We start from the raw sequence: 25,053 nt of genomic DNA, 5'->3' as shown, positions 1-25,053 counted from the left end.
TCGAAATGTTTTATAACAGTAAGCGTCGGCATGGTTCTAGCGAACAGATGTCACCGACAGAATATGAAAACCAGTATTATCAACGGCTCGGAAGTGTCTAGATTATCCGTGGCGATTCAGTTTAGTGCCACACGAGATGAGAAATATCAACGATACGATACATCGATGGTCTACCGTGGCGAAAGTTTAAAAGGTGAAATAAAAACGATTTATTCCAGCCTGGAAAAACGTGAGTTGTAATTTTGTGAAATCATTTTGCTGATTGTGTTTTCGTAAAAACTATCTGGCAGCACCACGTGTATGGATGTTGCCAGTAGCTTTTCCTTGTCAGCTGTCATGGCTGCATTTGGTTGCATCGTATATATCTCTTCATTTTTCCGCGCTCCCAGGGTCTCATGATTTGGATTTCAATGAAGCCTATAAAGACGAGCGTAACGGGAATTGCCAGCCGCCGCCATGCGCTCTGAATGTAGACACTGTTGCACGGGTGGATTCTGTCTGCGCCTGCGCTCTGGCTTGGAAGCCAGGAAAAGGGTTCCATGTGCAGTGCGTCAATCAGGCTGGTCGTTCCATTTTTTTTAGCGTTGTGCTGTCACCACAGCATGACGTTCAGGTCTCAGCGGTTGCAAAGCGATAAGAAATTCGCAAACGCAGTTCGCTGCCCGTGTTTTGCCAGTATCTGATCAATAGCAACCTGAGCTTCTTACCTCCGCCTTTGTACTACTATTACGAGTCATCTGTTTTTGATGAATGCGCGTTTTAACATCAAACCACGACAGGAAATAAAATTTGCCTCAGCGCCCGGATCAGACGAAACGCCGAACTGCGTTTATTGCAGATACCACCGCGTTAATCGTTTTTTTCACCATCACAGGCATCATTAATGAACGCATTCTCGCGGGCATGACGTGGGAACAAGTGTTTCATGCCCGGCTTCTCGGCGCCGCCCTGATGGTTCCGGTGGCAAGGCCATATGGCGTGTGGCGGGACTGGTTAATGAAGCGTGCCGGCTCGAGCCGCTTTTCAAAATTGCTGTGGGACAGCGCTGCGCTTGTGAGTTTTCAGGTACCTATCTATGCCGTGATCATTGCGGTGAGTGGAGCCTCGGGAAACGGGCTGATAAAAGGGACTTTAGGCGCAGCGTTGATGATGCTCTTGCTGGGGCGACCTTATGGTGCCTTTCTTAATGCGGTGCGTAAGCTGTTTGGCTTACCTCCAGGCGGCGACAAACCGATGTCGTTGAACACTTAAACCTTCTTCTGTGACGACGCGAACGCTTCCCCGGCGTGTTAATCAAACACCATTCCGGCAATGAGGAATTAGCGGTGTTGACGGAGGGCAAGTGAAGCGCATTAGGCACCGCTTGAGAAAATCATGCTGGCTGGTGGCAAACCTGCTAAGGCGAGTTTTTTAACTGGAGATAAGCAGGGGTTCTTATTTATTGTGGTCAATGCTCAATTTCATAAGACCCTGTTTAGAATAATGCAAAAAATACATAATATATTTTGAATTTAATCCCTGGTATTTTCTCACAGCAGTTAATCATTTTATTCTGTCGTGGCTTATGAGCTATTTCAGAATGCATTCCCCATAGCGTGTGTTTAATTTTTACCTTTGAACTTATTAAATCATCGCTCATGAAGTTTTCGTCAGTTTCCACTTTTCGGTTTATGTATAACGAAAGGTCATGGAAAATAGTTTTAAATAGCGATGTGAACTGTTGGATTGCTGTAAATCTTGCTCAGTTTATGTTTCTCCAATCGGTTAGGTTACTCTAAATAATGTATCCGGAATATATCCGACGCTAAACCTAAATTTAGATAGGATTTGTCTATTTACCTCCTGAATATTGTTTTTTCATTAAGCCCATAAGAAAATACTTAAAAATGATGATTATAACTAACCTAACCAAAATTTACTGGTGAGGGTTACCTCTATTCTGGTCAGGGACGGGCTAACGTGCGCTATTTTGTGGTATTGTTATTTTTTGTCACGGCGGCATTGCAGGCTGCGCCATTATCACCGGCGGATCGTGATGCTGTCCGTCAGCAGCAGGAACAACTGCTGCGCCAGAATCAGCAACAGCGCGACGAGCTGGAGCGCAGCACACCGCTGCCGCGCGCAGGCCGCACCCCGTCTGACACGCAGGCCGGTGGTCCCTGTTTTGATATCAACACCATCACCCTTTCCGGCGTGACGCTCATCAGTGAAAAAGCGCAGCAGACGCTGCTCGCGCCCTGGCAGAACCAGTGCCTGAATATGGCGAAAATAACCGAACTGGCCGCCGCGATTTCCGACTGGTATATCAGCCGGGGCTATATTACCAGCCGCGCGTTTCTCACCGAGCAGGATTTATCCCACGGGGAATTACGCATTGTGGTGCTGGAGGGGAAATTACGTCATATCCGCCTGGAAGGTGAATCCCCGCGCATGCTGAAAATGGTATTTCCGGGGCGGGAAGGGAAAGTTCTCAACCTGCGGGATATAGAGCAGGGCATGGAGCAGATTAACCGTCTGCGCAGTCAGCCGGTACAGATTGAAATAGTGCCGGACAGCGAACCTGGTTATTCCATCGTGAATTTAACCGCCACGCCGGAATTTCCGTTAAGTGCTTCTGTGTCGCTGGATAACAGCGGGCAGAAAAGCACCGGTGAAAATCAGCTGAACGGTTCACTGACCGGCAATAATTTACTGGGACTGGCGGATAAATGGTTTGTCAGCGGCGGACGCAGCAGCGATTTCGCCACCGGATATGACGCGCAGAGTTTTCAGGCCGGGTTCAGTATTCCGTACGGCTACAGCCTGCTGGATTACAGCTACGCCTGGAGCAACTACCGCACCACCATCCTCAATCAGGGGTTTCCGTGGGTCTCCACCGGCGACACGAAAACCCACCGCCTGAACCTCTCGCGCGTTATTTTCCGCAACGGCGACATCAAAACCGCGCTCAGCTCCGGCATCACGCAGCGCTCATCGCGCAACTGGCTTAACGACGCCCCGCTGGTGAGCAGCACGCGCAACCTCTCCAGCCTGCAGCTTGGCATCAGCCACACGCAGAAACTGCTGGGCGGCGTGGCAACCTTTAACCCGACCTACAGCCACGGCATGCCGTGGTTTAACGCCGAAACCGATGAAGGCAAAACCGGTGATGTGCCGCGTGCGCAGTTCCGCAAGGGGAGCCTCAGCGCCAGTTTTCAGCGCCCGCTCACGAATGACCTGCTGTGGCTGACCAGCCTGTACGGGCAGTGGTCGCCGGACCGGCTCTACGGCAGCGAGCGCCTGACGCTTGGCGGTGAAAGCTCGGTGCGTGGTTTCAAAGAGCAGTACATCTCCGGCGATAACGGCGGTTACTGGCGCAACGAAGTGAATTACACCCTGTTCACGCTGCCGGTGCTCGGGCAGATAAGCGCCACCGCGGCGCTGGATGGCGGCTGGCTGGAGAAAGACCGGCTTGACCGGTACGCCGCGGGCACACTCTGGGGCGCCGCTGCAGGGCTGGGCAGCGCCGGGCGCTGGTTCGCAAGCCAGGTCTCTGTCGGCACACCGCTGCGTTACCCGGACTGGCTCGGCCCGGACCACCTGACATTTAACTGGCGTGTGGCTGTCACTTTTTAAAGGAAGACAAGGATGAATACCGATAAACCGGTTCGTTTTTCGCAGCGCGCACTCAGCTGGCTGATTATCGGCCTGCTGGTCTGGCAGCCCGTGGCACCTTCCTTTGCGGCGGCCATCACACCGACCGGCCCGGCCACCATGGACAAAGCCGGCAACGGCGTGCCGGTGGTGAACATTGCCACGCCGAATAGCGCGGGCATCTCGCACAACCAGTTTAACGAGTACAACGTCGGCCAGCAGGGGCTCATCCTCAACAACGCCACCGGACAGCTGAACCAGACCCAGCTTGGCGGGCTTATCCAGAACAACCCGAACCTGAAGGCCGGGCAGGAAGCGAAGGGCATTATCAACGAAGTGACCGGCGGCAGCCGCTCACAGCTGCAGGGCTACACCGAAGTGGCGGGGAAAGCCGCCAATGTGATGGTCGCCAACCCGTACGGCATCACCTGTAACGGCTGCGGCTTTATCAACACGCCGAATGCGACACTGACCACCGGCAAACCACAGTTTGACGCGGCGGGCAACCTCTCGGCTCTCGAGGTGACAAAAGGCACCATCACCGTCGAAGGCCAGGGGCTGAATGCCAGCGGCAGCGATGCGCTGTCACTGATTTCCCGTGCCACCGAAGTCAACGCTGCTATACATGCGAAGAATTTAACGGTCACCACCGGGGCGAACCGGGTGGATGCCAGCGGTAAGGCGACCGCTATCAACGGCGAGGGCGCGGCACCGGTGGTGGCGGTGGATACCGGCGCACTCGGCGGCATGTATGCCAACCGTATTCACCTGGTCTCCACAGAAAAAGGCGTGGGGGTGAACCTCGGCAATCTGGCGGCGCGCCAGGGCGATATCACGCTTGATGCGAACGGCAAAATGACCGTCCGGGAGAGTGTTACCAGCGGGTCGCTGACGGCGAAGGGCGACGGCGTGACGCTCACCGGCAGCCATAAAGCGGGTGGTGATATCGCGGTTAACAGCACGCAGGATATGGCGCTGAACAACGCCACGCTGGCGGCGGACGGTAAACTGACACTGGCCGGTGCGGGTAACACCACGCTGACCGCCAGCAAAATCGCCGCCGGGCAGACGGCGCTCAGCGCAAAACAGATTAACGGTGATGCGGCCAGCCAGCTCAGTGCGGCGGGTAACGCCACCCTGGATGTGCAGGGTATCAGCTGGCAGGGTGAACTGACCGCCGGCGGCAACAGCCGGATAACGGCGGATAAGCTGGATAATGCCGGCACGATAACGGCGAAAGGGCAGCTGACGGCCACCGCAGGCAACCTGAACAACAGCGGCACCCTGCAGGGGCAGGCGCTGGAGATTAACAGCCAGACGGCGCACAACAGCGGCACGCTGATAGCGGCGGGTGATACCCGCATTACCGCCGGGCAGCTGGATAACCAGGGCACCATCGCCGCGAAAAATCAGCTCACCACCTCGGCGTCCACGCTGAACAATAGCGGAACATTCCAGGGCCAGTCGCTGGGTGTGACCGGCGATGCGCTGCACAACAGCGGCTCGCTGCTATCCGAAGACGATACCCGGCTCACGGTCACCCGGCTGGATAACCAGGGGGCGGTAGCGGCAAAAGGCCAGCTTACGGCCACCACCTCCACGCTGAATAACGGCGGCACACTGCAGGGGCAGACGCTTACTGCCTCCGGCGATGGGGTACAGAACAACGGCACACTGGCCGCAGAAGACTCCCTGAACGTGAAGGCCGGCGCGCTGACTACCGGCAACGGCTCCACTGTTACCGCGAAAGGCGATGTGACGCTGACCGCGCAGACCACCGCTGATATCGGCGGGCAGGTGAATGCCGGGAAAGCCCTGAACGTGAAAGCAACTGACCTGCAGACCCGCCAGCAGGCACAGCTGCAGAGCGGCAGTGACCTGACCCTGACGGCCGCTGACAGCGCCATGCTGAACGGCACTCAGGCAGCGAAAGGCACGCTCAGCGTGACGGCGAAATCCGTCAGTCACGGCGGGAAATCGAATGCGTCAGCCATCACCCTGACCGCCCCCGGTGCGCTGAACAACAGCGGTACGCTGGTCGCGGATACGCTCAGCCTCGGCAGCACACATATCACCAGCAGCGGGCTGTTGCAGGGCACACAGGCTCTGAACCTGCAGACGGACTGGCTGGAAAACCTCACCGGCGGCACGCTGTACTCCGCAAAAGACCTGACGCTTGCCATCCCGCAGCTGAACAACAGCGGGTTAATCACCACCGACGGTGACCTGCATCTTGTCGGCAGTACGCTGGTGAACACAGGAGAAATCAACGGCGTTAATCTGTTCAGCGATTATCACAGTCTGATCAGCAACGGCCGCCTGCTTGCAGACGGGCAGTTAAGCCTGGCCGCAGACAGCATCAGTAACAATGGTCTGGTAGCAGCAAACGTCACCAGTGTGCGAGCAGATACCCTCGATAACACGGGAACAATACAGGGCAGTGATGCCCTGACGTTACAGACGCAGAAAACCACCAACAGCGGGGCGCTGGCGGGCGGAGGCTCGCTCGATCTGAGCGGACTGGCATTAATCAACAGCGGCCTGATTGCCGCGAAAAACCTGACGCTGAACAGCGCGGATATCACCAGCAGCGGCACGCTGCAGGGCACGACGCTGCTGACCGCTTCCGGCACCACACTGACTAACCAGCAGGGCGGCCTGCTGCTCAGTAACGGCGCGGTGTTGCTGAAAAATGACCGGCTGAACAACGCCGGGCAGATACAGGGCGACACGCTGAATCTCGCGACCGGGCAGTGGATGAACACCGGTACGGCGCTCGGGCAGAACGGCCTGACCGCGACGGTCAGCGGTACGCTGGATAACCGGGGCGGTGTGGTCAGCCAGCAGGCGATGACGCTGACGGCAGATAACAGCACGAACAGCGGCGCGCTGATGGCGAAAGTGCTCGCCCTGCACGGCGATTTGCAGAGCAGCGGTCTGATTCAGGGGACGGACGGGCTGACGTGGGACGGCAACACGCTGACCACTAACGCGGACGGTCAACTGGTCAGCGGCGGCAGTATGGCACTGCAGGGTAAAACCCTGGACAACGCGGGCCGGATGCAGGGGAAAACCCTGACCGCAACGGCGGACAGCCTGCACAACAGCGGCACGGTGCAGGCGCAGGACGCGCTGAACGTACAGGTTAGCGGCACACTCGCTAACCAGGGGCAGATGCTGAGCCAGGGCCAGGCGGATATCCGCGCAGCACAGCTGAATAGCGACGGCACGCTGGCGGCAAACGACCTCGCCGTGACGGCACCTGACATCATCAGCAACGGCATTCTGCAGGGCAATCACAGCCTGACCTTCGCCACGCAGAGCCTGTTTAATGGCCGCAACGGCCAGCTGGCAAGCGGCGGTGCGCTTGATGTAAACCTTGGTACGCTGGAAAACCAGGGGCTGCTGTATGTGCAGGATGCCCTGACGCTTCATGCCGGCAAACTGGTGAACAGTGGCAGCCTGGAAGCGGACGCGCTGGATATCACCGCTGACAGTACACTGAGCAACAGCGGCACGCTGCTGGCACACCATGCGGCTTTGCTTCGCGCGGATGCGCTCGGCAACAGCGGACAGATTGCCGGCAACACCGTTTCCCTGACCGGCAACACGCTGACCAACAGCGGCCTGATTCAGGGCGCGCAGCAGGCACAGGCACACGCAGGCAGCATCATCAACACTGCCTCCGGTAACTGGCTTTCCGGTGGTGCGCTGACGTTTGACGGCGGCAGCCTGAGTAACGCCGGCACGCTACAGGGCGAGACGGTTTCCCTCACTGGCACCACGCTCGACAACAGCAACATCATCAACGGGCTGCACGGTTTGAGCGGTGTCTACAGCGGCGCACTCACCAGTGACGGACAGATGGTCAGCGGCGGTGTAACAGACCTGCGGGCAGACGCCATTACCAGCGCCGGGCGCATTACCGGCGACACGCTGACACTTACTGCCGCCACACTCACCAGCAACGGGCTGTTGCAGGGGACGAACGGCCTGCGTACGGATGCCGCCACGCTGGTCACCGGGGCGAACTCGCGCACGCTGAGCGGCGGCGATTTTACGCTGAACGCCGGGCAACTGAACACCGGAGGCACCCTGCAGGGCGGGCGGGTCAGTGTGACGGCGGATGACTGGACGCTCGGCGGTTCGCTGCTGAGCCAGGGCAGTCTGAACGCGGATGTGGCGGGCACGCTGGCACTGCCGGGCGCGCTTACCAGCCAGGGGGCGATGACGCTGCGTGCGCAGACACTGAATAACGACGGACAACTGCTCAGCGCCGGGGACATCACCCTGCGCGGACAGCAGCTCACCAACAACGGCAGCGTGCAGGGCAAAACGCTGTCGGCACATGAAGGCCGTATCACTAACAACGGCACGCTGACCGGCCTCGACAGTCTGACGCTGGATAACAGCCAGGCCACGGCGACGCTGATGGCACGGATGGCGATGGCCACCCCGCAACTTGAACTGATTAACGCCGGTTCGCTGCTGACGCAGGGCACGCTGGATATCACCGCCGGGAGTGTGACTAACACCGGTACCTGGCAGGGCAATAATATTCTGCTGGCGGCGCAGTCGCTGGATAACCGTGGCGCCATACAAAGCGCCGGGGCGCTGAACCTGCAACTGGCGGGCAATCTGACGTCCGCAGCAGGCAGCAAAATCACCGCCATGGGCACGGCGGCACTGAAGGCGCTGTCGCTGACGAACAACGGTCAGTGGGCGGCGAAAAACCTGACCCTCAATGCCGGTTCGCTGAGCAACGGCGGTGCCATCAGCGGCAGCGACGGGCTGACCGCGACGCTCACTGGTGCGTTCACCCAGCAGGCGGGCGGGCAGCTTGCCGGCAACGGGGCGCTGAACCTGACGGCGCAGCGTGTCGATAACGCCGGTAACATCCAGGGCGGGGGCGTGACCGTCAGCGCAGACACACTGACCAACAACGCCGGTGCGCAGCTGGTCAGCGGGCAGAGGCTGACACTCACCACGCCGCAGCTGCTCAATTACGGTCTGATTCAGGGCGCGGGTGACACCCGGATTAACGCCGCCACGCAGGCGCGCAACGAGGGGAAACTGCTCTCCGGCGGGACGCTGACGCTGACCGCCCCGCAGTACAGCGGCGCAGGCTGGCTGCAGGCGACGGACCTGATTCTGAATGCGGCGAACAATGCCGCGACCGGCACACTGCTTGCCGACCGGATGACGCTTACCGGCGACACCTTCACGAACCAGGGCACTACCCAGGCGAATGACCTGACCCTGAATTACCGCCAGCTCACCAACAACGGCACGCTGCTGGGCAGCCGCCAGCTGACGGTGAACGCCGCGCAGGTGAACCAGTCCGCCGCCGGCAGGCTCTTCAGCGGTGGTGACCTGTTAGTGGGGGCGACCGGGCTGAACGCGCTGGGGCAAATCGTGGCGCTCGGCAACCTGACGCTGCAGCTGACCGATGCGTTTACCGGTAAAACCGCGCTGGCGGCGGGGAAAACCCTGAGTGTCACCAGTAACGGGGCGATAGATAACCAGGGCGTGATGCAGGGCCAGGCGGTGAACCTGAGTGCGGGCGGGCAACTGACCAACAGCGGGCAAATCACCACCGGCAGCGGCGCGAGTACGTTAAGCGGCAGCGCCATTGTGCTCAACGGCAACAGTTCGCTGCAGGGCGGCGGCGATGTGACGCTGGCGAGCCGGGGCAACATCACGGCGAACGGCTTTGCCGGCACACTCGGCAGCCTGACGCTCAGTGCGCCGGGCAGTATTGTGAACACCGCGCTGCTGTACGCGGCAAATAACCTGGCGCTGTACGCTGGCAGTATTACTAACCAGCGCGGCGATATGCTGGCGGGCAACAACCTGAGGCTGCAGCGCGACGCGGCGGGCAACGCCAACACCGAGGTGGTGAACACCTCCGGCAATATTGAGACCCGCAACGGTGATATCACCATTAATACCGGGCACCTGTTGAATCAGCGGGATGGGTTGAATGTCACTGGCTGGACGGAGCCTGCAACCCAGACAGGAGTTGGTAAAGATAAGTTATATTTGAGTATTCAGGACTTTCCGGTTGATGGCCTGACTATCAAAAAGTGGGAAACACACGAATATCACAACTGTACCTGCCAGATCGATGTCACATACTATAACTCGCAGTATGTTCCTGACGTTGACGAGCAAATCCAAAAAGTAGCTTCATCCATTGCGCATACTTCAGTCAGTGCCAGTGGTGGTGCAGGTAGCATCACCTCCGGGCGAGATATTTCTCTGTATGCCGGCGTGCTGGATAATCAGGCGAGTAACATTCTGGGCGCCCGTAATATCGCGTTATATGGCACTAATCTCAATAACCAGAGCTATCAGGATGGAACTGCTGCGACATATTTCACGTACAAATATTCGTACACGACGGATTCATCAAGGTCGACTAAGGAATATATCGCCCCATCGCGTAATGGTTATTTCCTTTACGAGTTAACCGGACAGACAACCGAAGCGACAAATGGCCAGAACTACCGCGCCGTTATCCAGGCCGGCGGCAATGTCAGCGCTAACTTCAGCAGCAATATCAGTAACACCAGCACGACCGCGAATGCCGGTGGCGTCAGCGGCACCATCACTGCTCCGTCACTGAATACCCTGAGCAATCAGAGTATTGGCGGTAGCGTGGCAAAACAGACGCTCGCCGCAGGGCCGGTGACTGTCAACTCCCCGCAGTGGCAGGATCAACTGCACAACGCCCTGCAGCAGATTAACGGCGGCGGCGCGCTGGATAATGCCAGCGCAAATGGTGCCGCGCTGGCAAACATCGGCAGCCAGCAGAAAGGCAGCGCCAGCCTCGGCAGCACGGGCAGTCTGGCGAGCGCAGGTGTCACCAGTGCGGTGCTGAAAAACACCAGCACTGGCGCGCTCGACGCGCATCAGGGGAAATCCGTTGATACCAGCGCGTACCCGCTGCCTTCCGGTAATAACGGCTACTTTGTGGTGTCGGCTAACCCGAAAAGCCCGTACCTCATCACCGTTAACCCGAAACTCGACGGGCTTGGCCAGTTAGATCCGGCGCTGTTTGGCGATCTGAACAAACTGCTCGGCGTGACGCCATCTGCCGCCCCGCGCGAAACCAGCAGCACTTACACCGATGAGAAGCAGTTCCTCGGCTCCGCCTACATGCTGGATCGCATCAAACTCAACCCGGATCATGACTATCGCTTCCTCGGCGATGCGGCGTTTGACACGCGCTATGTCAGCAATGTCGTGCTGAACCAGACCGGTAACCGCTATCTGAACGGTATTGGCTCCGATCTCGCGCAGATGCAGTATCTGATGGACAACGCCGCTAACGCACAGCAGCCGCTGGGGCTGCAGTTTGGCGTGGCGCTCAATGCCGATCAAATCGCCGCGCTCGACCACAGCATCCTGTGGTGGGAAAGCGCCACTATCAATGGCGAAACGGTGATGATCCCGAAAGTCTACCTGTCGCCGAAAGATGTCACGGTCAATAACGGCAGTGTGATTGCCGGGAACAATGTCAGCCTCGAAGGGGGCAGTGTCGCCAACACCGGCGGCACGCTGCTGGCGCGAAACAACCTCAGCGTGGAGAGCGACGGGGCCATCACCAACAGCAACGATGCGCTGATGAAAGCGGGCGGCAACGTCAGTCTCAGCGCCATTGGCGATATCAGCAACCTCAGTTCCACTATAAGCGGCAAAACCGTGGCGCTGGAGAGTCTCGACGGCAGCATTAATAACGTCACGCTGGCCGATCAGTTCGCGCTGGATGCGAAAAGCAAACGCGGCTCGGTCAGCCTCAAAAACACCACGCTTGGCACTATCGCCAGCATTACCGCCAGCGATGGCCTGTCGCTGGCAGCGGGTAAAGATATCACCCTGACCGGCGCCACGCTGAAAGCGGGCGGCGATCTGCTGATGGATGCCGGTGGCAATATCGCCGTTAACGCGATCGAGAAAAATGACGCGTATAGCCAGTCCGGTTTTAACGCGGGTTATCTCCGCCAGACGGCAACGGGCCGCGAGCAGGTGTCGTATCAGGGAAGCGGTATCACGGCCGGTGGCAACTTTGCCATGCAGGCGGGTAACGACCTGACGCTCAGCGCCAGCGATGTCAGCGCCGGGAAAGACGCGAAGCTGTCGGCGGGCCACGATCTGAACCTCGACGCGCAGCAGACCAGTACTAATACCCGCAACGGCAAAAGCGAAAACCACAGTACCGGGCTTGATCGCACCACCGTCAGCGCGGGTAATAACCTGATACTCACCGCAGGCCAGGACATCAACTCGCACGCCGCCGGGCTGGCGGCTGAACAGCAGGTTGTCATGCAGGCGGGGCGCGACGTCAATCTGCTGGCCGAAGCCACCACCCAGGGCGACAGCTACAAAGCCAGCAAGAAAACGGTGATCAACGAGCAGGTGCGCCAGCAGGGCACCGAAATCGCCAGCGGCACGGGAACCACGATCCTCGCCGGACGCGATTTGAACGCCGAAGCTGCGCAGGTCAATGCGAAAGGCGATATCGGTGTACAGGCCGGACGCGACGTCAATCTGATCACCGCCACCGAAAGCGATTATCACTACAAAGAAGAGACCAAAACCAAAAGCGGTTTCCTCAGTAAAACCAAAACGCACACCATCTCCGAGCAGAGTGCCACACGGGAATCCGGAACGCTGCTGAGCGGCGATAACGTGACGGTGAAATCCGGAAATGACCTGCTGGTGAAAGGTTCATCCGTGGTGGGTGACGGCGATGTGGCGCTCAGTGCGGGCCACAATGTTGATATCACCGCCGCCACCAACACCGACTCGAACTGGCAGTTTAAGGAGAAGAAAAAGAGCGGCCTGATGGGCTCCGGTGGGATCGGTTTCACCATCGGTTCCAGCAAAACCAAACAGGATCTGAAAGAGAAAGGCACCACGCAGAGCCAGAGCATGAGCACCGTGGGCAGTAACGGCGGCGATGTGACGGTCACTGCGGGTAATCAACTGCATGTTGGCGGCTCAGACCTTATCGCCAAAAGCGATCTCGCCCTGAGCGGCGACAGCGTGGTTATCGACCCCGGTCACGACAAACGCACCACCGATCAGAAATTCGAGCAGAAAAGCAGCGGGCTGACCGTTGCACTCACGGGCGCTGTGGTGGACGCCGTCAACAACGCAGTGACGACAGCGCAGGCCGCATCGAAGCAAAGTGATTCCCGGCTGGCTGCATTGCAGGCCACTAAATCGGTGCTTTCAGGTTACCAGGCGGTTCAGGGTAAAGAGATGGCGGATACGACGGGTGAACCCGATTCCGGTATCCACGTCAGCATCTCGCTGACCACGCAAAAATCAAAATCTGAACAGCACCAGGTATCCGATCAGGTTAGCGGCTCGACGCTGAATGCCGGTAATGACCTGACAATTAAAGCTAACGGGAAAAACCACGAGGCAAACAGCGGCGATATCGTGATTGCCGGCAGCAGTATGAAAGCAGGTGGTGACACCAGCCTGGATGCAGCGCGGGATATCCTTCTGACAGGCGCCGCCAACACGCAGAAAACTACCGGGAGCAACAGCAGCAGCGGCGGTGGAGTTGGCGTCAGCTTTGGGGTTGGCCAGGGTGGAGCGGGTCTGAGCGTCTTTGCCAATGTGAATGCGGCGAAGGGCAACGAGAAGGGTGACGGCACGAACTGGACTGAAACCACGCTGGACAGCGGTGGCAAGGTGTCCTTACGCAGCGGGCAGGATGCATCACTAATCGGCGCGCAGGTCAGTGGTGCTCAGGTGACGGCGGATATCGGGCGCAACCTGACGGTCACCAGCCTGCAGGACAGCAATAACTACGACTCGAAACAGAGCAGTATCAGCGCGGGCGGCAGTTTCACCTTCGGCAGCATGACGGGTTCCGGCTATATCAACTTTAGCCAGGACAAAATGCACAGTACCTTCGACAGCGTTGCAGAGCAGAGCGGGATTTTTGCCGGTAAAGGTGGCTTTGATGTCACGGTCGGCAACCATACCCAGCTCAATGGCGGGGCAATTGGCAGCACGGCTACAGGAGATAAAAACAGCCTTGATACCGGTACGCTTGGCTACGGCAACATTACCAATAAAGCAGATTACAAAGTTTCGCACTCCGGCGGTGGCTTCAGCTCTTCAGGTAACCTGATGGGCCAGGGTGCGATCAACGCTGCCAGTACGCTTATGTCCAGTGTCGGAAGTTCCGGACATGCAAGCGGTACTACCGAGGCTGCGGTTTCAGAGGGCTCAATTACGGTTCGCGACACGGCGAACCAGCATCAGGATGTCAGCGGGCTGCAAAGAGATGTGACGAAGGCCAACGACGCCATTAGTCCCATTTTCAATAAAGAGAAAGAGCAGAATCGCCTGCAGGCCGTGCAGATGGTCAGCGATATCGGTAATCAGGTGGCCGATATTGTGCGCACGCAGAGCGACATCGATGGACTGAAAGCGGCGATGGCCAAAACCGGCACGTCGCTTGAGGGGCTGCCTGAGAAAGAGCGTCTGCAAAAACTGGCGGAATTACGTAATACGCCAGTGTACAAACAAATTGCCGAAAACACCGGTACCGGCAGCGATGTGCAGCGCGCGATCACCGCAGCTACCGCCGCTGTCAGTGGGCTGGCGGGCGGCAATATCAATGCTGCACTCGCGGGAGCCGCTGCGCCATATATTGCCAGTGAAATCGGTAAAAATATCACCGAAAACAACACAATGGCAGGGATTATGGCCCATGCTGTGGTCAACGCCGTGCTGGCAAAAGTGCAGGGGCAGGATGCTCTGGTAGGTGCATCTGGCGCGGTAGTAGGTGAAGCGACGGGGATACTTCTTGCAAAGCAGGTGTACGGTAAAGATCCTTCGCAGTTGACTGAAACAGAGAAACAGACCATTGCAGCATTGTCGACGCTGGCATCGGGTCTCGCGGGCGGATTGATAGGCGACAGCACAGAAACGGCAACTGCAGCGGCTAAGGCCGGGAAAACGACAGTTGAGAATAATTTCCTCACTAGCGGAAGGCCACAAGCATATGCAGCAAAACTTAAAGAATGTGCTGATGACAACTGTAAGCAAAAGATCATTAAGTCAATGGCGCAGGAGTCTGCTGACAATATTCAAAAATTAAAATCTTGTTGGGATGCGGGCGACAAAGCCTGTGTTAAAGCCATTGGTGCTCAAATTGAGATTGGCGATAAAGCCTATCAACAATTACGAATTGAAGATGATTTGGTAGGTCGATCCTTCCAAAGTCGTGCTGACTGGTACGCGGATATTATTGACAAATGTGCTGGAAAATGCGGTTGGTTGGAAGCTGCAATTACCAAAGGTATGGCAGATGGTTTAACGTCGGCAGTTTATGGTGCATTGGGGGGAATGGCTGCCAAACCTGGACAAACAACGAGCAGTTCTTCTAAAGTAAACCCAACAAGGGAAGCAGTTGAAGATACTTCTCTGTCAGGTAATATCAAAAGCGGAACGCTAACCGAAGCAAACTTTGCCCAAAACAAAATTAAGTCGGATCGTTCATTCAGCGAGGATGGACAAAAAATCTACTCAGAACTTGCAGGATCTCCGATTAAGACCGTAGATGATTTGGCTGGTGCCTTGAAAGCAGGAATGATAAAACCGAGTCAGCTTCCCGTTGATTATGTCGATATGAATGGGGTCCGTCTTATTTTGAATACGAGAACTTCGACAGCTCTTGAGCAGGCAGGTATTCCGAGGAGTGAATGGTTTGGTCGAAATCAAACTGGTGTTGAGGCATACCCAGGGAAGACATTCAATGATTTGGCTGCGGATCAATTGAAAAACAACAAACTACCATCTACTGGTGCAGAAAAACTTAAATCGGTACGCCCATGAAAATAAGTAAAGCTAAAGTAATTTATGATCCATATGAATGGTTACCAGGATATGGCGAGTCGTCAGTGTCGTTTCATTCTGATGGTTCCGATATTGTTCTCGAAATAGAGTATGAAAAGGAACAACTGGAAGGTGATAAAAATATTACGAATATTTTTAGGCGAGACATTATATTTAAATCTGTTCGCTATTTTATGAGAGTGCCGTTTCCTGGAAATGGTGGCTTTGAGTATATAGGAGTTCCAAGTCAATTCCAGTTAGGTAAGTTGACTGAGTTTCTTGATTCAGATTTAATAAGAAATAACGCCCAGGAATGGAGTAGGATTGCAAGTCATCAGCAGCCAGCGTTTAGGCATTTTAGCATCCAGTTTTTATCGGTTAACATCGCTTTTCATGTATTAGCTATCAGTGTGTTAGTTTCAGATGAGTTTTGGGTTGAATAATATGCTGTGTGGGTGGGGCATGTCAGTGCCTGACATTAGCCCTAACCCTAACCCTAACCCTAACCCTAACCCTAACCCTAACCCGAAGTCCTATTCCGTACCGAAATAAAGTTGCTGCTTTTTATTAGATCATACTCTGGGTTATGAATATTTATAGCTGTGAATTTTCCAAAATAGAGCAAGGAACAGGGGAGCAGTATCAGAAGGAACCTTACAACAGATAATCTTATTAATTGCCTAAAGTATTTGTGGAAATAGTATTTTTACTCTTATTAATGGGGAGAGTGCTTGAGTCTTTATTCTTTGAATTATTGGATAGTTCAACTAAGCTTCAGTCACCTTTCCAAAACATGCCAGACGGTTTTCGAAGATTTATAACTACAATACCGAAGGATGATAAAAAATGAATTTTATTGAAAAAGTACCAAGTCGCTTAGAATTGATTTTATTTTGAAAGTGAACTTTTTTCTGATGGGTTAGACCATGGATATGGTTTTATATACAGATGGTAATGGGTTTAAATTTATTTTTTATTCTGCGTTGGAGTGGGGGCGTAGGTTATTATTAAATTTAACGGCTTGCTATTTATAAATATTTTAGTGGAGGAGTAAGTGGTATCGAGATAAAAACTAAGGGGAAAGAAGGTTGTTTATTTTATGTAATAAATAAACACTTCACATACGGTTGCGAAAATGGAAATCAGATTAAAGCCAAAAAATATCTATCAAGTGGAATGTATTATTAAAATAACCTTGTCAAGTTGAATGTTTAGTATAATTACAAGCTCTGTTTTTCACCGGGATTGTATTATCAGCCGTCAGATTTACCCAAAATCCCTCCCTCCGCAATTAACCACCGCCATATCGCAACACCGTTAAATGTACCCGCTTCTCCTCCCGTCATTTTCCCTACACAGAACCGGCATACAGTAGCGCGATCTGTCATGAGGGAAACCACCGATGAAGCTCGTAAAACTCGCCGAAACCTGGATAGACCCCAGCGTGCGCATACGCGAATGCAAAATTGGCCAGCAGTGTGAAGTGCTGGCCAACAGCCTGATGGAGTACGCCACGCTGGGGGATTTCTCCTACCTGGGGGAATACTGCACCGTCGCCGATGCGCAGATCGGTAAATTTGTGGCGATTGCCAACAACGTGCGTATCGGCGCGCCCAATCATCCGATGGAACGCCCGTCGCAGCATCGCATCACCTACTGCCCGGAATATTACTCTGCCGGCGCGACGCGCGATCACGACTTTTTCGCGCGTCGCCGTGGCGACAGCGTCATCATTGGCAATGATGTTTGGATCGGCCACGCGGCCATTGTATTACCTGGCGTGACCGTGGGTGACGGTGCGGTGATCGCCGCCGGTGCGGTAGTGAGTAAAAATGTCGCGCCTTACACCATCGTCGGCGGCGTCCCGGCAAAAACGATCCGCTTGCGCTTTGCGCCGCACATCGGCCATCAGTTGCAGCAGATTGCCTGGTGGGACTGGCCGCTGGAGACTATCATCGAGCGGCTGGCTGATTTTCAGGATGAACGTATCGAAGCATTTTGCGAGAAGTGGAATAAGCCGTAACCGCGCTATCGATGCTCTCGTGCGCAGAGTGCGATCACCATTCCCGCCACTGCTGCGCCACACAGCAGATGAAACACGACTGACCACGCGGTCAAATCCGGCTTTGTACCCAGCAGCACGGAAATGACTGCGAGCATCATCGCCCCGGCGATGTACTGGCTGGTAATCATCAGTGCGCTGGCGCGACCCTGCTGGTGCGCTGGCACTGCCGTTAACCCCACGGCAAACATTGCCGGGTAAATCAGTCCGTGGCCAATACCGCTCAGCGCAACGCCGAGCATAAACGCAGGCGAGAGCGGGGCTTCCAGCGACATGGCAAGCAGCCACAGGCCAAGCGCAGCGCTGGCAAACCCTGCCGTCAGCACTTTTGCGCTGGCATAACGCGCCGTTAGCCGGGTATAGAGAGTGTTGCCCGCCACAATCAGCAGCGCCAGCGGCGTGAACAGCAGCCCGGTGGTGACGGCATCGAGTTGTAATGTCTGTTGCCACAACAGTGTCATGGCGTAGAACTGGCTGCCGACGCTCGCCATATAACAGGCGCTGCTCAGCCAGCCACTTTGCAAGCCTGGCAGGTTGCGCAAGGCGCGTGATAACAGCGGTTGCGGGGCAAAGCGTTCATGCAAAATAAACAGCAACAACATCGCCGCCGCCAGCCGGTTGGCGAGAAAATCCGCCGCGCCCGTTTCGCCATAACGCATTAACGCCCACACCAGCGCACCGGCAGCCGCGCAGCCAATCAGCGCGCCCACGCCCGTTCGTGACACTTCACTTTGCGGGATCAGATGTTGAAAATCGCGCTTCACCCGCCACAGCGCCAACAAGCCTGGCGGCAGGTTGATAAAGAAGATGGCCCGCCAGCTTAGCGTTGTGAGCACGCCGCCGAGCACCACGCCCGCTACCAGCCCGAGTGCGCCAATCGCGCTCCAGATTGCCAGCGCGCGGCGGTGCGATTCACCGTGAAAGCGTTGCCCGATCAGGGCCAGCACCGCTGGTTGCAGCAGCGCGGCGGCGATGCCTTGCCCGGCGCGGGCAATTAGCAACAGTTCGCCACTTCGTGCCAGCCCGCCGAGGGCAGAAGCCATTAAAAACAGCGTTATGCCAGCGCTGAAAATGCGCCGTGCGCCAACGCGATCGCACAGATTTCCGCCGAGCAACAGCAGCGCGGCGAAGGTCAGGCCATATAGCGACACCACCCACTGCATCACGCTAAGCGAGAGTTGTAAATCGTGTGCCAGCGTCGGCAGCGCAACGTAGATAATGGCGTAATCCAGCGCGATCAGCGCCTGGGCGATGCCTGGCGCTATTAGCGCAAAATAATGAGTTGAAGTGGGCGCAGTCAGTGCGTTGAGTTGCGTCATGGGGTTTTCCTGTTAATCTGCAAAAGGGTGAATAACATTCATGGTTATTCCCGATGCATAACAGGCTACGCCTTGCTTTGCAGGTCAGGCAAAGTCATATTTTTCAGCAAAAGATGAGTTTAATTCAGCTATGCGCACGCGCCGTTTACCACCGCTTTCCGCTATTCGCGCTTTTGATGCCGTTGCCCGCCATGCCAGTTTTAAAGCGGCAGCGGAAGAGATTGGCGTGACGCCAACGGCAATCAGTCATCAGATCCGTGTGCTGGAAGCTTCTTTGAACCAACGCTTGTTTAACCGTTCGGCGCGCGGCGTCACGTTAACGGCTGCCGGAGAGATCCTGTTTCGTGCATCAGGGAATATGTTTGCCACGCTGCGTGAAGCGGTTGATACCATTGATAGTGCCAGTCTGCCGGGGGCGTTGACGCTAAGCACCACCTCCAACTTCCTGACCAACTGGCTGGTGCCGCGCCTTCCTTCGCTGCATCAACAGCATCCTGAATTGGAGTTGCGTCTGCACAGCAGCACCGATCTGGTGGATGTGCGTGGTGCAATGGCAGACTGCGCGATCCGTTACAGTATGCAGCCCGACGAGACGCTGGATAATACGCTGTTGTATCGCGATCGCTTTGTGCTGGTCGCCAGCCCACAACTGGTGCTGAAATGCCCGCAAGATCTGGTGGGCTTAACGCTGTTTCATATCGAAAACCGCCATGTACCGACGCCGGAACCGGACTGGCAGCACTGGCAAGCGGCGTTTGGCCCGGCAGATTTACCGGTGCAATCCGGCATTCGTTTTGATGATGAGACGCACGCGATTCAGGCGGCGATCGCCGGGCAGGGCGTGCTGCTCGCCAGCGAGTTGCTGATCCAGAATGCGCTGGCACAGAAGCTGCTGCGCATCGCGTTGCCCGGCAAATTACCCGGCGGGAATTATTACTTCGTGACCAGCTGCGAGAAAGCGCAGCGGCAAGATGTGCAGCGGTTTAAACAGTGGGTGCAGGGGGAGTTTGACGCAGTGGAGAAGTAATTTACTGGCAGCCTGACTATCCCGGTAATTGCTTTCATCATCTTCATGATAGTGCCTCAGCTTTTTTTGCTCTCTTTTTACCAGCAACTCTCAGCACATTTTCGCGGTGCCATTTGAGATAAATTTTTGACTGTTCCGTGAATGGGGGAATTTTTGAAGGAAGCTGGAGTTGTTCAATTACCTCATTGCTCAGTTCCTTGCTAAATAAGAGTCGACCATCGTCTTCGAATGACATCCAACCCTGGTCGAAAAGCACATCAATATGTGCTGCCAGCATGAGTCCGTTATAAGGATCGAGGCGTTCTTTTCCAGTACTACACGCTGACCAGGGTTTAATGTGGCTGGCCCTCAACATGGGCAGAAAAGCGATCCCGGTAATCGGGCATGCAGGGTAAAATGTTAAACACTCCTTCCTGAAATCCCCCTGGCCCAGACGGGCTGCAACCAATCGCTCCCGTGTGGTTTCGTCGAGATTTTTATCCTTCCGGATATGTTGTACATCCTGCTGTGCTTGCTCAAAGGAATTCGCTGTAATTAACGACAAAACGTGTTGTTCTGCGATGTGCTCTGCTAGTGCATTCATTCGCTCCATGACGCGTTGTGAAGCGGCAGGTAACTTTTTCGGCGTGCCATCACTATTACGCCAGCCTCTGCGTGGGTTTGGCATCCATGAATCAAAGCGGTCCCGGCAGTTTTTAAGACTGTTATAAAACTCTTCTGAAGATTTTCCCGCACCAAACCGAGGATAGAAAAGGGCGTATGCTTCGTTCCATTGATCAACACCAAATACCGGCGGTGGGTTGTCCAGACCATACTTCGACATATACCAGGCAACCTCCAGTAGCTGCTCTGCTGGCGTACTCATACTCTCTCCAATAAATCGCGGGCATTATACGCTATCGTTACACGAAGCTATTTATGGTGGAAATGATTTCACTATAAATATTATTAGTATTGATAAGAGAAGACGCTTGTAAGGTTGATGAATGGAATAAAGGCGCCCAGCTCAGAGCTCACCAACATTTGGCGAGCCCCGTAACCAGGTTATTGATAAGGTCTCACGCCTTCATTGCTTTGGAGGGGAAGGTTGCGAACGCCGTTTTCCGATACTTCAATGGCGGCAACGACACTTCTGACAGGTTTATTTTGCTGGCTGGATTTGAGGACATAACGGACAACATACTGGCCGTTCTCAGCAAAAGTATAAAGTGCTGGGGGTACACATAGCTGGCCATTTTGTACTTTCAAGGATGGGTTATCACCACGCCACATTTTTTCTGCTGGCTTATCGCGCGGACCAATCGTCACTATGGTAGGTTGATACACCCCCGCATCAGGAACCAGAAAACAAATATTATTTCCTGATTTTTGTACCGTTGTTATTTCATCTGGTTGCAGCCTATCCCCTTGCCCAGGACAGCCTGTCAATATAAACGCACAAGGGAACAGGAGTATAAAAAAGATCCTTTTTTTCATGATCAGCACCATGGGAAATTTTGCAGCGTTTTTTGATATTGAAGGCGAATGACGTGTTCTGAAATATCACCATTAAGTGTGATATCGCCCCGTTCTCTGAGTGTGCACCACGCGATATAACCGTAAGTATGTAGAATGTGCCAGTCGGTAATAATTTGCGCCTGTTGTTCCATCGGATACCGTCTTAAAGGGCGGCCATTAAGCGTATAGTGATAACTGACCAGTTTGCTTATTAATCCGTTCAACCGCACGTTCATGCCTCTGCCTCGTTGCCATACATGACACATTATCATGGATAAAGATGTGCCGATGGGGAAGGTCAGATACTGAAAAATCATCTGTGTACCATGCCCGGAAGTAGAGCTCTCCATTCGGTGCCATCTCCGCATTTTCGGGCTGAAGGCCGAATGGAAAATAGCTGTCATGGTGTACCCAGACTTTGTGATATTCGATTGAGTCACCGAATACAGCTCTGGCCATTCTTACTTCGCCAGGAGTCAGTAAGCGTAGTTTCCCTTCTTTTTCCACTAAATCTATCCTTGTCTTCAAGTAAGAGGAACCGAGATCCCGCAACCCATCGTATTAAGTCTTTTTCCACCCTTCAATATGGGAGAAATTACCCAAAAGCAGAGTAACCGATATTGAGAAGTGCCTGTAGATGCTTGCTGTATAGCTACCTTTATGAAATGAGACTTTTCTTAATCAGGATATTTTGCTAAGCAATAAAAAAAGCCAGGTTTCCCTGGCTTTCTCTTATTAATTACCGGAAAACTCAGTTAAACCGGCGCGCGATATCCGCGACGCGTTGACCGAATTTCACTGCGGTATCCAGATCGCCGGAGGCGATTTGGTCTGCACCCGCGTCGGACGGCGACTGCACCAGCAGACCAACGGAGCCGCCGAGGTTGTTGATGTCCTGGCGTGTTGCGGCCAGCGTATTCGCGGGCAGCAGACCGAGGCTTACCCAGATGCCGCCGTGCTGTGAGGCCAGCGTTTGCAGGTACTGCAGTGATACTTGTTTGTCGCCGTTCAGGCTGGCGCTGTTGCTAAAACCGGCGAAAACTTTGTCCTGCCAGGCGCGGGTGAACCATGCTTTTGAGCTGGCGTCGGCGAATTTTTTAAACTGCCACGGCACGCTGCCCATATAGGTTGGTGCGCCGAAAATGATCGCTTTTGCGTCATTCAGCAACTGCCAGTCGCTCTCCTGAATATCGCCATTATTATCAATAACGATAAGCTGTGCGTTGGCGCCTTCGGCCACTTTTTCCGCCACGGCTTTGGTATGGCCGTAGCCGGAATAATAGATCACAACAGTAGACATAATTTTCCCCTATCGAAGAGAGATGTCGTGCAAACCAATTTGCACGATCGCCATCATTTTTCTTTTCCGGCAAACAGGGTGTATTTCCCCGCGCCCAAAAACATAATACTTAAACCACCCAGGAAATAGAGCGCCTCGCTTTCCAGACCCCATGCGCCAACATTGGTCAGGGTAAAGAATTTCCCCATGCCGACCAGTAATGTGGCGACCAGAATATTGAAGGCGTAAATAAACGCCGCCTGGCGAGTAAACAGACCAATAATAATCAGCACTGGCGTAATGATTTCGCCAATGAATACGCCGTAAGCAATAAAGCCCGGCAAGCCCTGTGCCACCAGCATGCCGGAAATCCAGCCGATGCCATGTTGTACTTTGGCCACGCCGTGGAACAGCATCAACACACCGAATGTCAGACGCAACAGCAGCTTGCCAAATTCCGGGTGCGTGGTGAGACTGAGAAACGCATTGTTCAGCCGGGTAATCATCCTTTTATTCCTCACTATTGCGCAGGAGAACTTTTGCCATTTCTGGCACCTTAGTATCAAATAGAAACTTAGGCTTTGAGTTATACACATCCCGTTCCGGTTGCGGAAGAAGGCACCCTAAGGGCACTACGTTTCCTCGAGGAAACCTACTACGAGAGTTTGTCGTTATGATTAAGCCGTCCATTCCTTACGATATCTACGATAACCGCTGCCCGACGCGCGATATGCTGGCACGCCTGGCGGATAAATGGGCGCTGCTGGTGCTGGCGCGGCTGGAAAATGGCCCGATGCGTTTTAACGGCCTGAAGCGGGATATCCGCATGATTACGCAAAAGGTGTTAACCCAGACGCTGCGCAAACTTGAGCGCGACGGCATTATCGCCCGCCAGGTGTTTTATACCGTGCCGGTGTCGGTGGAATATAGCCTGACGCCGCTGGGCCGCACGCTGACGGAAACTGTCTCCGTGCTGGCGCACTGGGTGGAGCACAATATGGATGCGGTGCTGGCCGCGCAGGCGGCGTATGACGAGGCGAACCCGGCGAAAATAAAAGAACCCACCGCGTAGGGTGGGTTCGTGGGGCTTATTGCAGGTGGGTGCGTAGTTCGTGTGCGGCCTGTGATAACGCGGTGCGCACAGTTGGCTCTTCGCTGAGTGCGTTCAGCAGACCGTAGTCGTGGATCATGCCGTTATAGCGGGTGACCGTTACTGGTACACCTGCGGCATCCAGCTTACGACCAAACGCTTCACCTTCATCGCGCAGCACGTCCAGTTCGGCGGTCTGAATCAGCGTCGGCGGCAGGCCTTTCAACTGTGCGCTGCTGGCTTCCAGCGGGGAAGCGAGGATGTTGCGGCGATCGCTCTCTTTAGTGGTGTAGTTGTCCCAGAACCATTTCATCATGTTTTTGCTTAGGAAATAGCCGTTGGAAAACTGGTTATAGGAGCCGGTTTCAAAGCGCGCATCGGTAACCGGCCAGAACATCACCTGGTAACGAATCGCTGGTGTGTGGTGTTCTTTGGCCTGCAAGGCAACGGCAGCGACCATATTGCCGCCCACGCTGTTACCGGCCAGCGCCAGGCGTGAACCATCAACGCCAATCTCTTTGCCGTGCTCGGCAACCCAGCGGGTCGCTTCATACGCCTGATTAATCGCTACCGGGAAGTGCGCTTCCGGCGATGGCGTGTAGTTGACAAACACTGCTGCTGCGCCGGATCCATTCACCAGATCGCGGACCAAACGTTCATGAGTTGGGTAGTCGCCCAGCACCCAGCCACCGCCGTGGAAGAACATAAACACCGGCAAGGTTCCGGTTGCGCCTTGTGGTTTAACGATGGTCAGTTTCAGCGGTTGGCCGTTAACGGTGATAGTTTTTTCCGAGACATCGGCTGGTGGCAGTTTCGCGCCCTGCTGGGCGCCAATCAGCACCTGGCGGGCATCCTGCGGGGAAAGTTGTTCAATCGGTTTACCGCCGCTGCTGTTCAGCGCGGAGAGAAATTTTGCCACACCCGCTGTCGGTGTTGGCGCATCGGCGGCCCAGGCGGTGGAAACGCTGGAGGCAACTAAACTCATGGCAATCAGTAATGAACGTGACATCTTATCTCCCTTGCGATTGTATCGCGTGCTATTTAGTTGGTTGTGTTAAGTGCCGTTGTGTCCGGCTGTGGCGTGCAATTTAAATAGTGCGCTATTTGATTGCAAGCTAAATTTATAAATTTAATGCACGATAACGTTTTACTGATTGATTTTTAAAAGATTAAATTTGTAGAAAGAGTGTTGTAAGAAGCGGGAGATCGCCCGTTTGCCTGTAAAGTACCAAAGATGAGGATGTCATGGAGCAGGTAAAAAGAGGATAATAATTGCCT

14 protein-coding genes and 2 pseudogenes are annotated in these 25,053 nt (G+C 54.9%); 8 read left to right on the top strand and 8 right to left on the bottom strand.

Translation table 11 applies throughout. The features are described from left to right. Positions 1–120 precede the first annotated feature (120 nt). A pseudogene (locus JKP81_RS23785) lies at positions 121–240 on the top strand (hypothetical protein); the annotation flags it as partial. Positions 241–417: 177 nt separating this feature from the next. Here the strand turns inward: JKP81_RS23785 and JKP81_RS23780 are convergent. Beyond that, positions 418–583, bottom strand: a pseudogene (locus tag JKP81_RS23780) (TolC family protein); the annotation flags it as partial. A 206-nt stretch (positions 584–789) separates the two neighbouring features. Here JKP81_RS23780 and alaE point away from each other — a divergent pair. From alaE to JKP81_RS21295, 5 genes are all read left to right on the top strand, one after another. Next, positions 790–1,251, top strand: coding sequence for an L-alanine exporter AlaE (gene alaE, locus JKP81_RS21315; RefSeq protein WP_200553295.1), 462 nt, complete (start codon positions 790–792; stop codon positions 1,249–1,251). A gap of 708 nt (positions 1,252–1,959) precedes the next feature. Further along, positions 1,960–3,615 (top strand): ShlB/FhaC/HecB family hemolysin secretion/activation protein, encoded by a 1,656-nt coding sequence (locus JKP81_RS21310; RefSeq protein WP_200553294.1) that lies wholly within the window; start codon positions 1,960–1,962, stop codon positions 3,613–3,615. A gap of 12 nt (positions 3,616–3,627) precedes the next feature. Further along, positions 3,628–15,501, top strand: a complete 11,874-nt coding sequence (locus tag JKP81_RS21305; RefSeq protein ID WP_200553293.1) for a hemagglutinin repeat-containing protein — start codon at positions 3,628–3,630, stop codon at positions 15,499–15,501. Next, positions 15,498–15,944 (top strand): hypothetical protein, encoded by a 447-nt coding sequence (locus JKP81_RS21300; protein ID WP_200553292.1) that lies wholly within the window; start codon positions 15,498–15,500, stop codon positions 15,942–15,944. Before JKP81_RS21305 ends, JKP81_RS21300 begins: the two co-directional genes overlap by 4 nt. 959 nt (positions 15,945–16,903) lie before the next feature. Beyond that, positions 16,904–17,524 (top strand): DapH/DapD/GlmU-related protein, encoded by a 621-nt coding sequence (locus JKP81_RS21295; protein WP_200553291.1) that lies wholly within the window; start codon positions 16,904–16,906, stop codon positions 17,522–17,524. A 5-nt stretch (positions 17,525–17,529) separates the two neighbouring features. On the opposite strand, the gene JKP81_RS21290 is transcribed toward JKP81_RS21295, so the two are convergent. Continuing rightward, positions 17,530–18,882, bottom strand: coding sequence for an MFS transporter (locus tag JKP81_RS21290; RefSeq protein WP_200553290.1), 1,353 nt, complete (start codon positions 18,880–18,882; stop codon positions 17,530–17,532). A gap of 130 nt (positions 18,883–19,012) precedes the next feature. Between JKP81_RS21290 and JKP81_RS21285 the strand changes: the two genes are divergently transcribed. Continuing rightward, a complete protein-coding gene (locus tag JKP81_RS21285) occupies positions 19,013–19,909 on the top strand; it encodes a LysR substrate-binding domain-containing protein (RefSeq protein WP_200553289.1) in 897 nt (298 codons plus the stop codon). 43 nt (positions 19,910–19,952) lie between these two features. Here the strand turns inward: JKP81_RS21285 and JKP81_RS21280 are convergent, their stop codons facing one another. The 5 genes from JKP81_RS21280 to JKP81_RS21260 form a co-directional block, all read right to left on the bottom strand. Further along, on the bottom strand, positions 19,953–20,774 hold the full coding sequence (locus JKP81_RS21280) for an HNH endonuclease (RefSeq protein WP_200553288.1): 822 nt from the start codon (positions 20,772–20,774) through the stop codon (positions 19,953–19,955). Positions 20,775–20,953: 179 nt separating this feature from the next. Next, positions 20,954–21,385, bottom strand: a complete 432-nt coding sequence (locus tag JKP81_RS21275) for a putative T6SS immunity periplasmic lipoprotein (RefSeq protein ID WP_200553287.1) — start codon at positions 21,383–21,385, stop codon at positions 20,954–20,956. Between the two features lie 2 nt (positions 21,386–21,387). Next, positions 21,388–21,756: a type VI secretion protein gene (locus JKP81_RS21270; protein ID WP_370568907.1), complete on the bottom strand. Its 369-nt coding sequence runs from the start codon at positions 21,754–21,756 to the stop codon at positions 21,388–21,390. A 401-nt stretch (positions 21,757–22,157) separates the two neighbouring features. Next, a complete protein-coding gene (locus tag JKP81_RS21265; protein ID WP_200553286.1) occupies positions 22,158–22,706 on the bottom strand; it encodes a flavodoxin family protein in 549 nt (182 codons plus the stop codon). A 53-nt stretch (positions 22,707–22,759) separates the two neighbouring features. Further along, a complete protein-coding gene (locus JKP81_RS21260; protein ID WP_017457751.1) occupies positions 22,760–23,191 on the bottom strand; it encodes a DoxX family protein in 432 nt (143 codons plus the stop codon). Positions 23,192–23,358: 167 nt separating this feature from the next. Between JKP81_RS21260 and JKP81_RS21255 the strand changes: the two genes are divergently transcribed. After that, positions 23,359–23,757 (top strand): helix-turn-helix domain-containing protein, encoded by a 399-nt coding sequence (locus tag JKP81_RS21255; protein ID WP_020456379.1) that lies wholly within the window; start codon positions 23,359–23,361, stop codon positions 23,755–23,757. A gap of 16 nt (positions 23,758–23,773) precedes the next feature. Here the strand turns inward: JKP81_RS21255 and JKP81_RS21250 are convergent, their stop codons facing one another. After that, positions 23,774–24,784 carry an alpha/beta hydrolase gene (locus tag JKP81_RS21250; protein ID WP_200553285.1) on the bottom strand — a complete coding sequence of 337 codons (1,011 nt, stop codon included), beginning with the start codon at positions 24,782–24,784 and terminating at the stop codon, positions 23,774–23,776. Positions 24,785–25,053 lie beyond the last annotated feature (269 nt).

This window comes from Kosakonia sp. LAM2021 (assembly GCF_016620385.1).
GTDB lineage: Bacteria > Pseudomonadota > Gammaproteobacteria > Enterobacterales > Enterobacteriaceae > Kosakonia > Kosakonia sacchari.
This window is presented reverse-complemented; position numbering and strand designations above follow the sequence as displayed.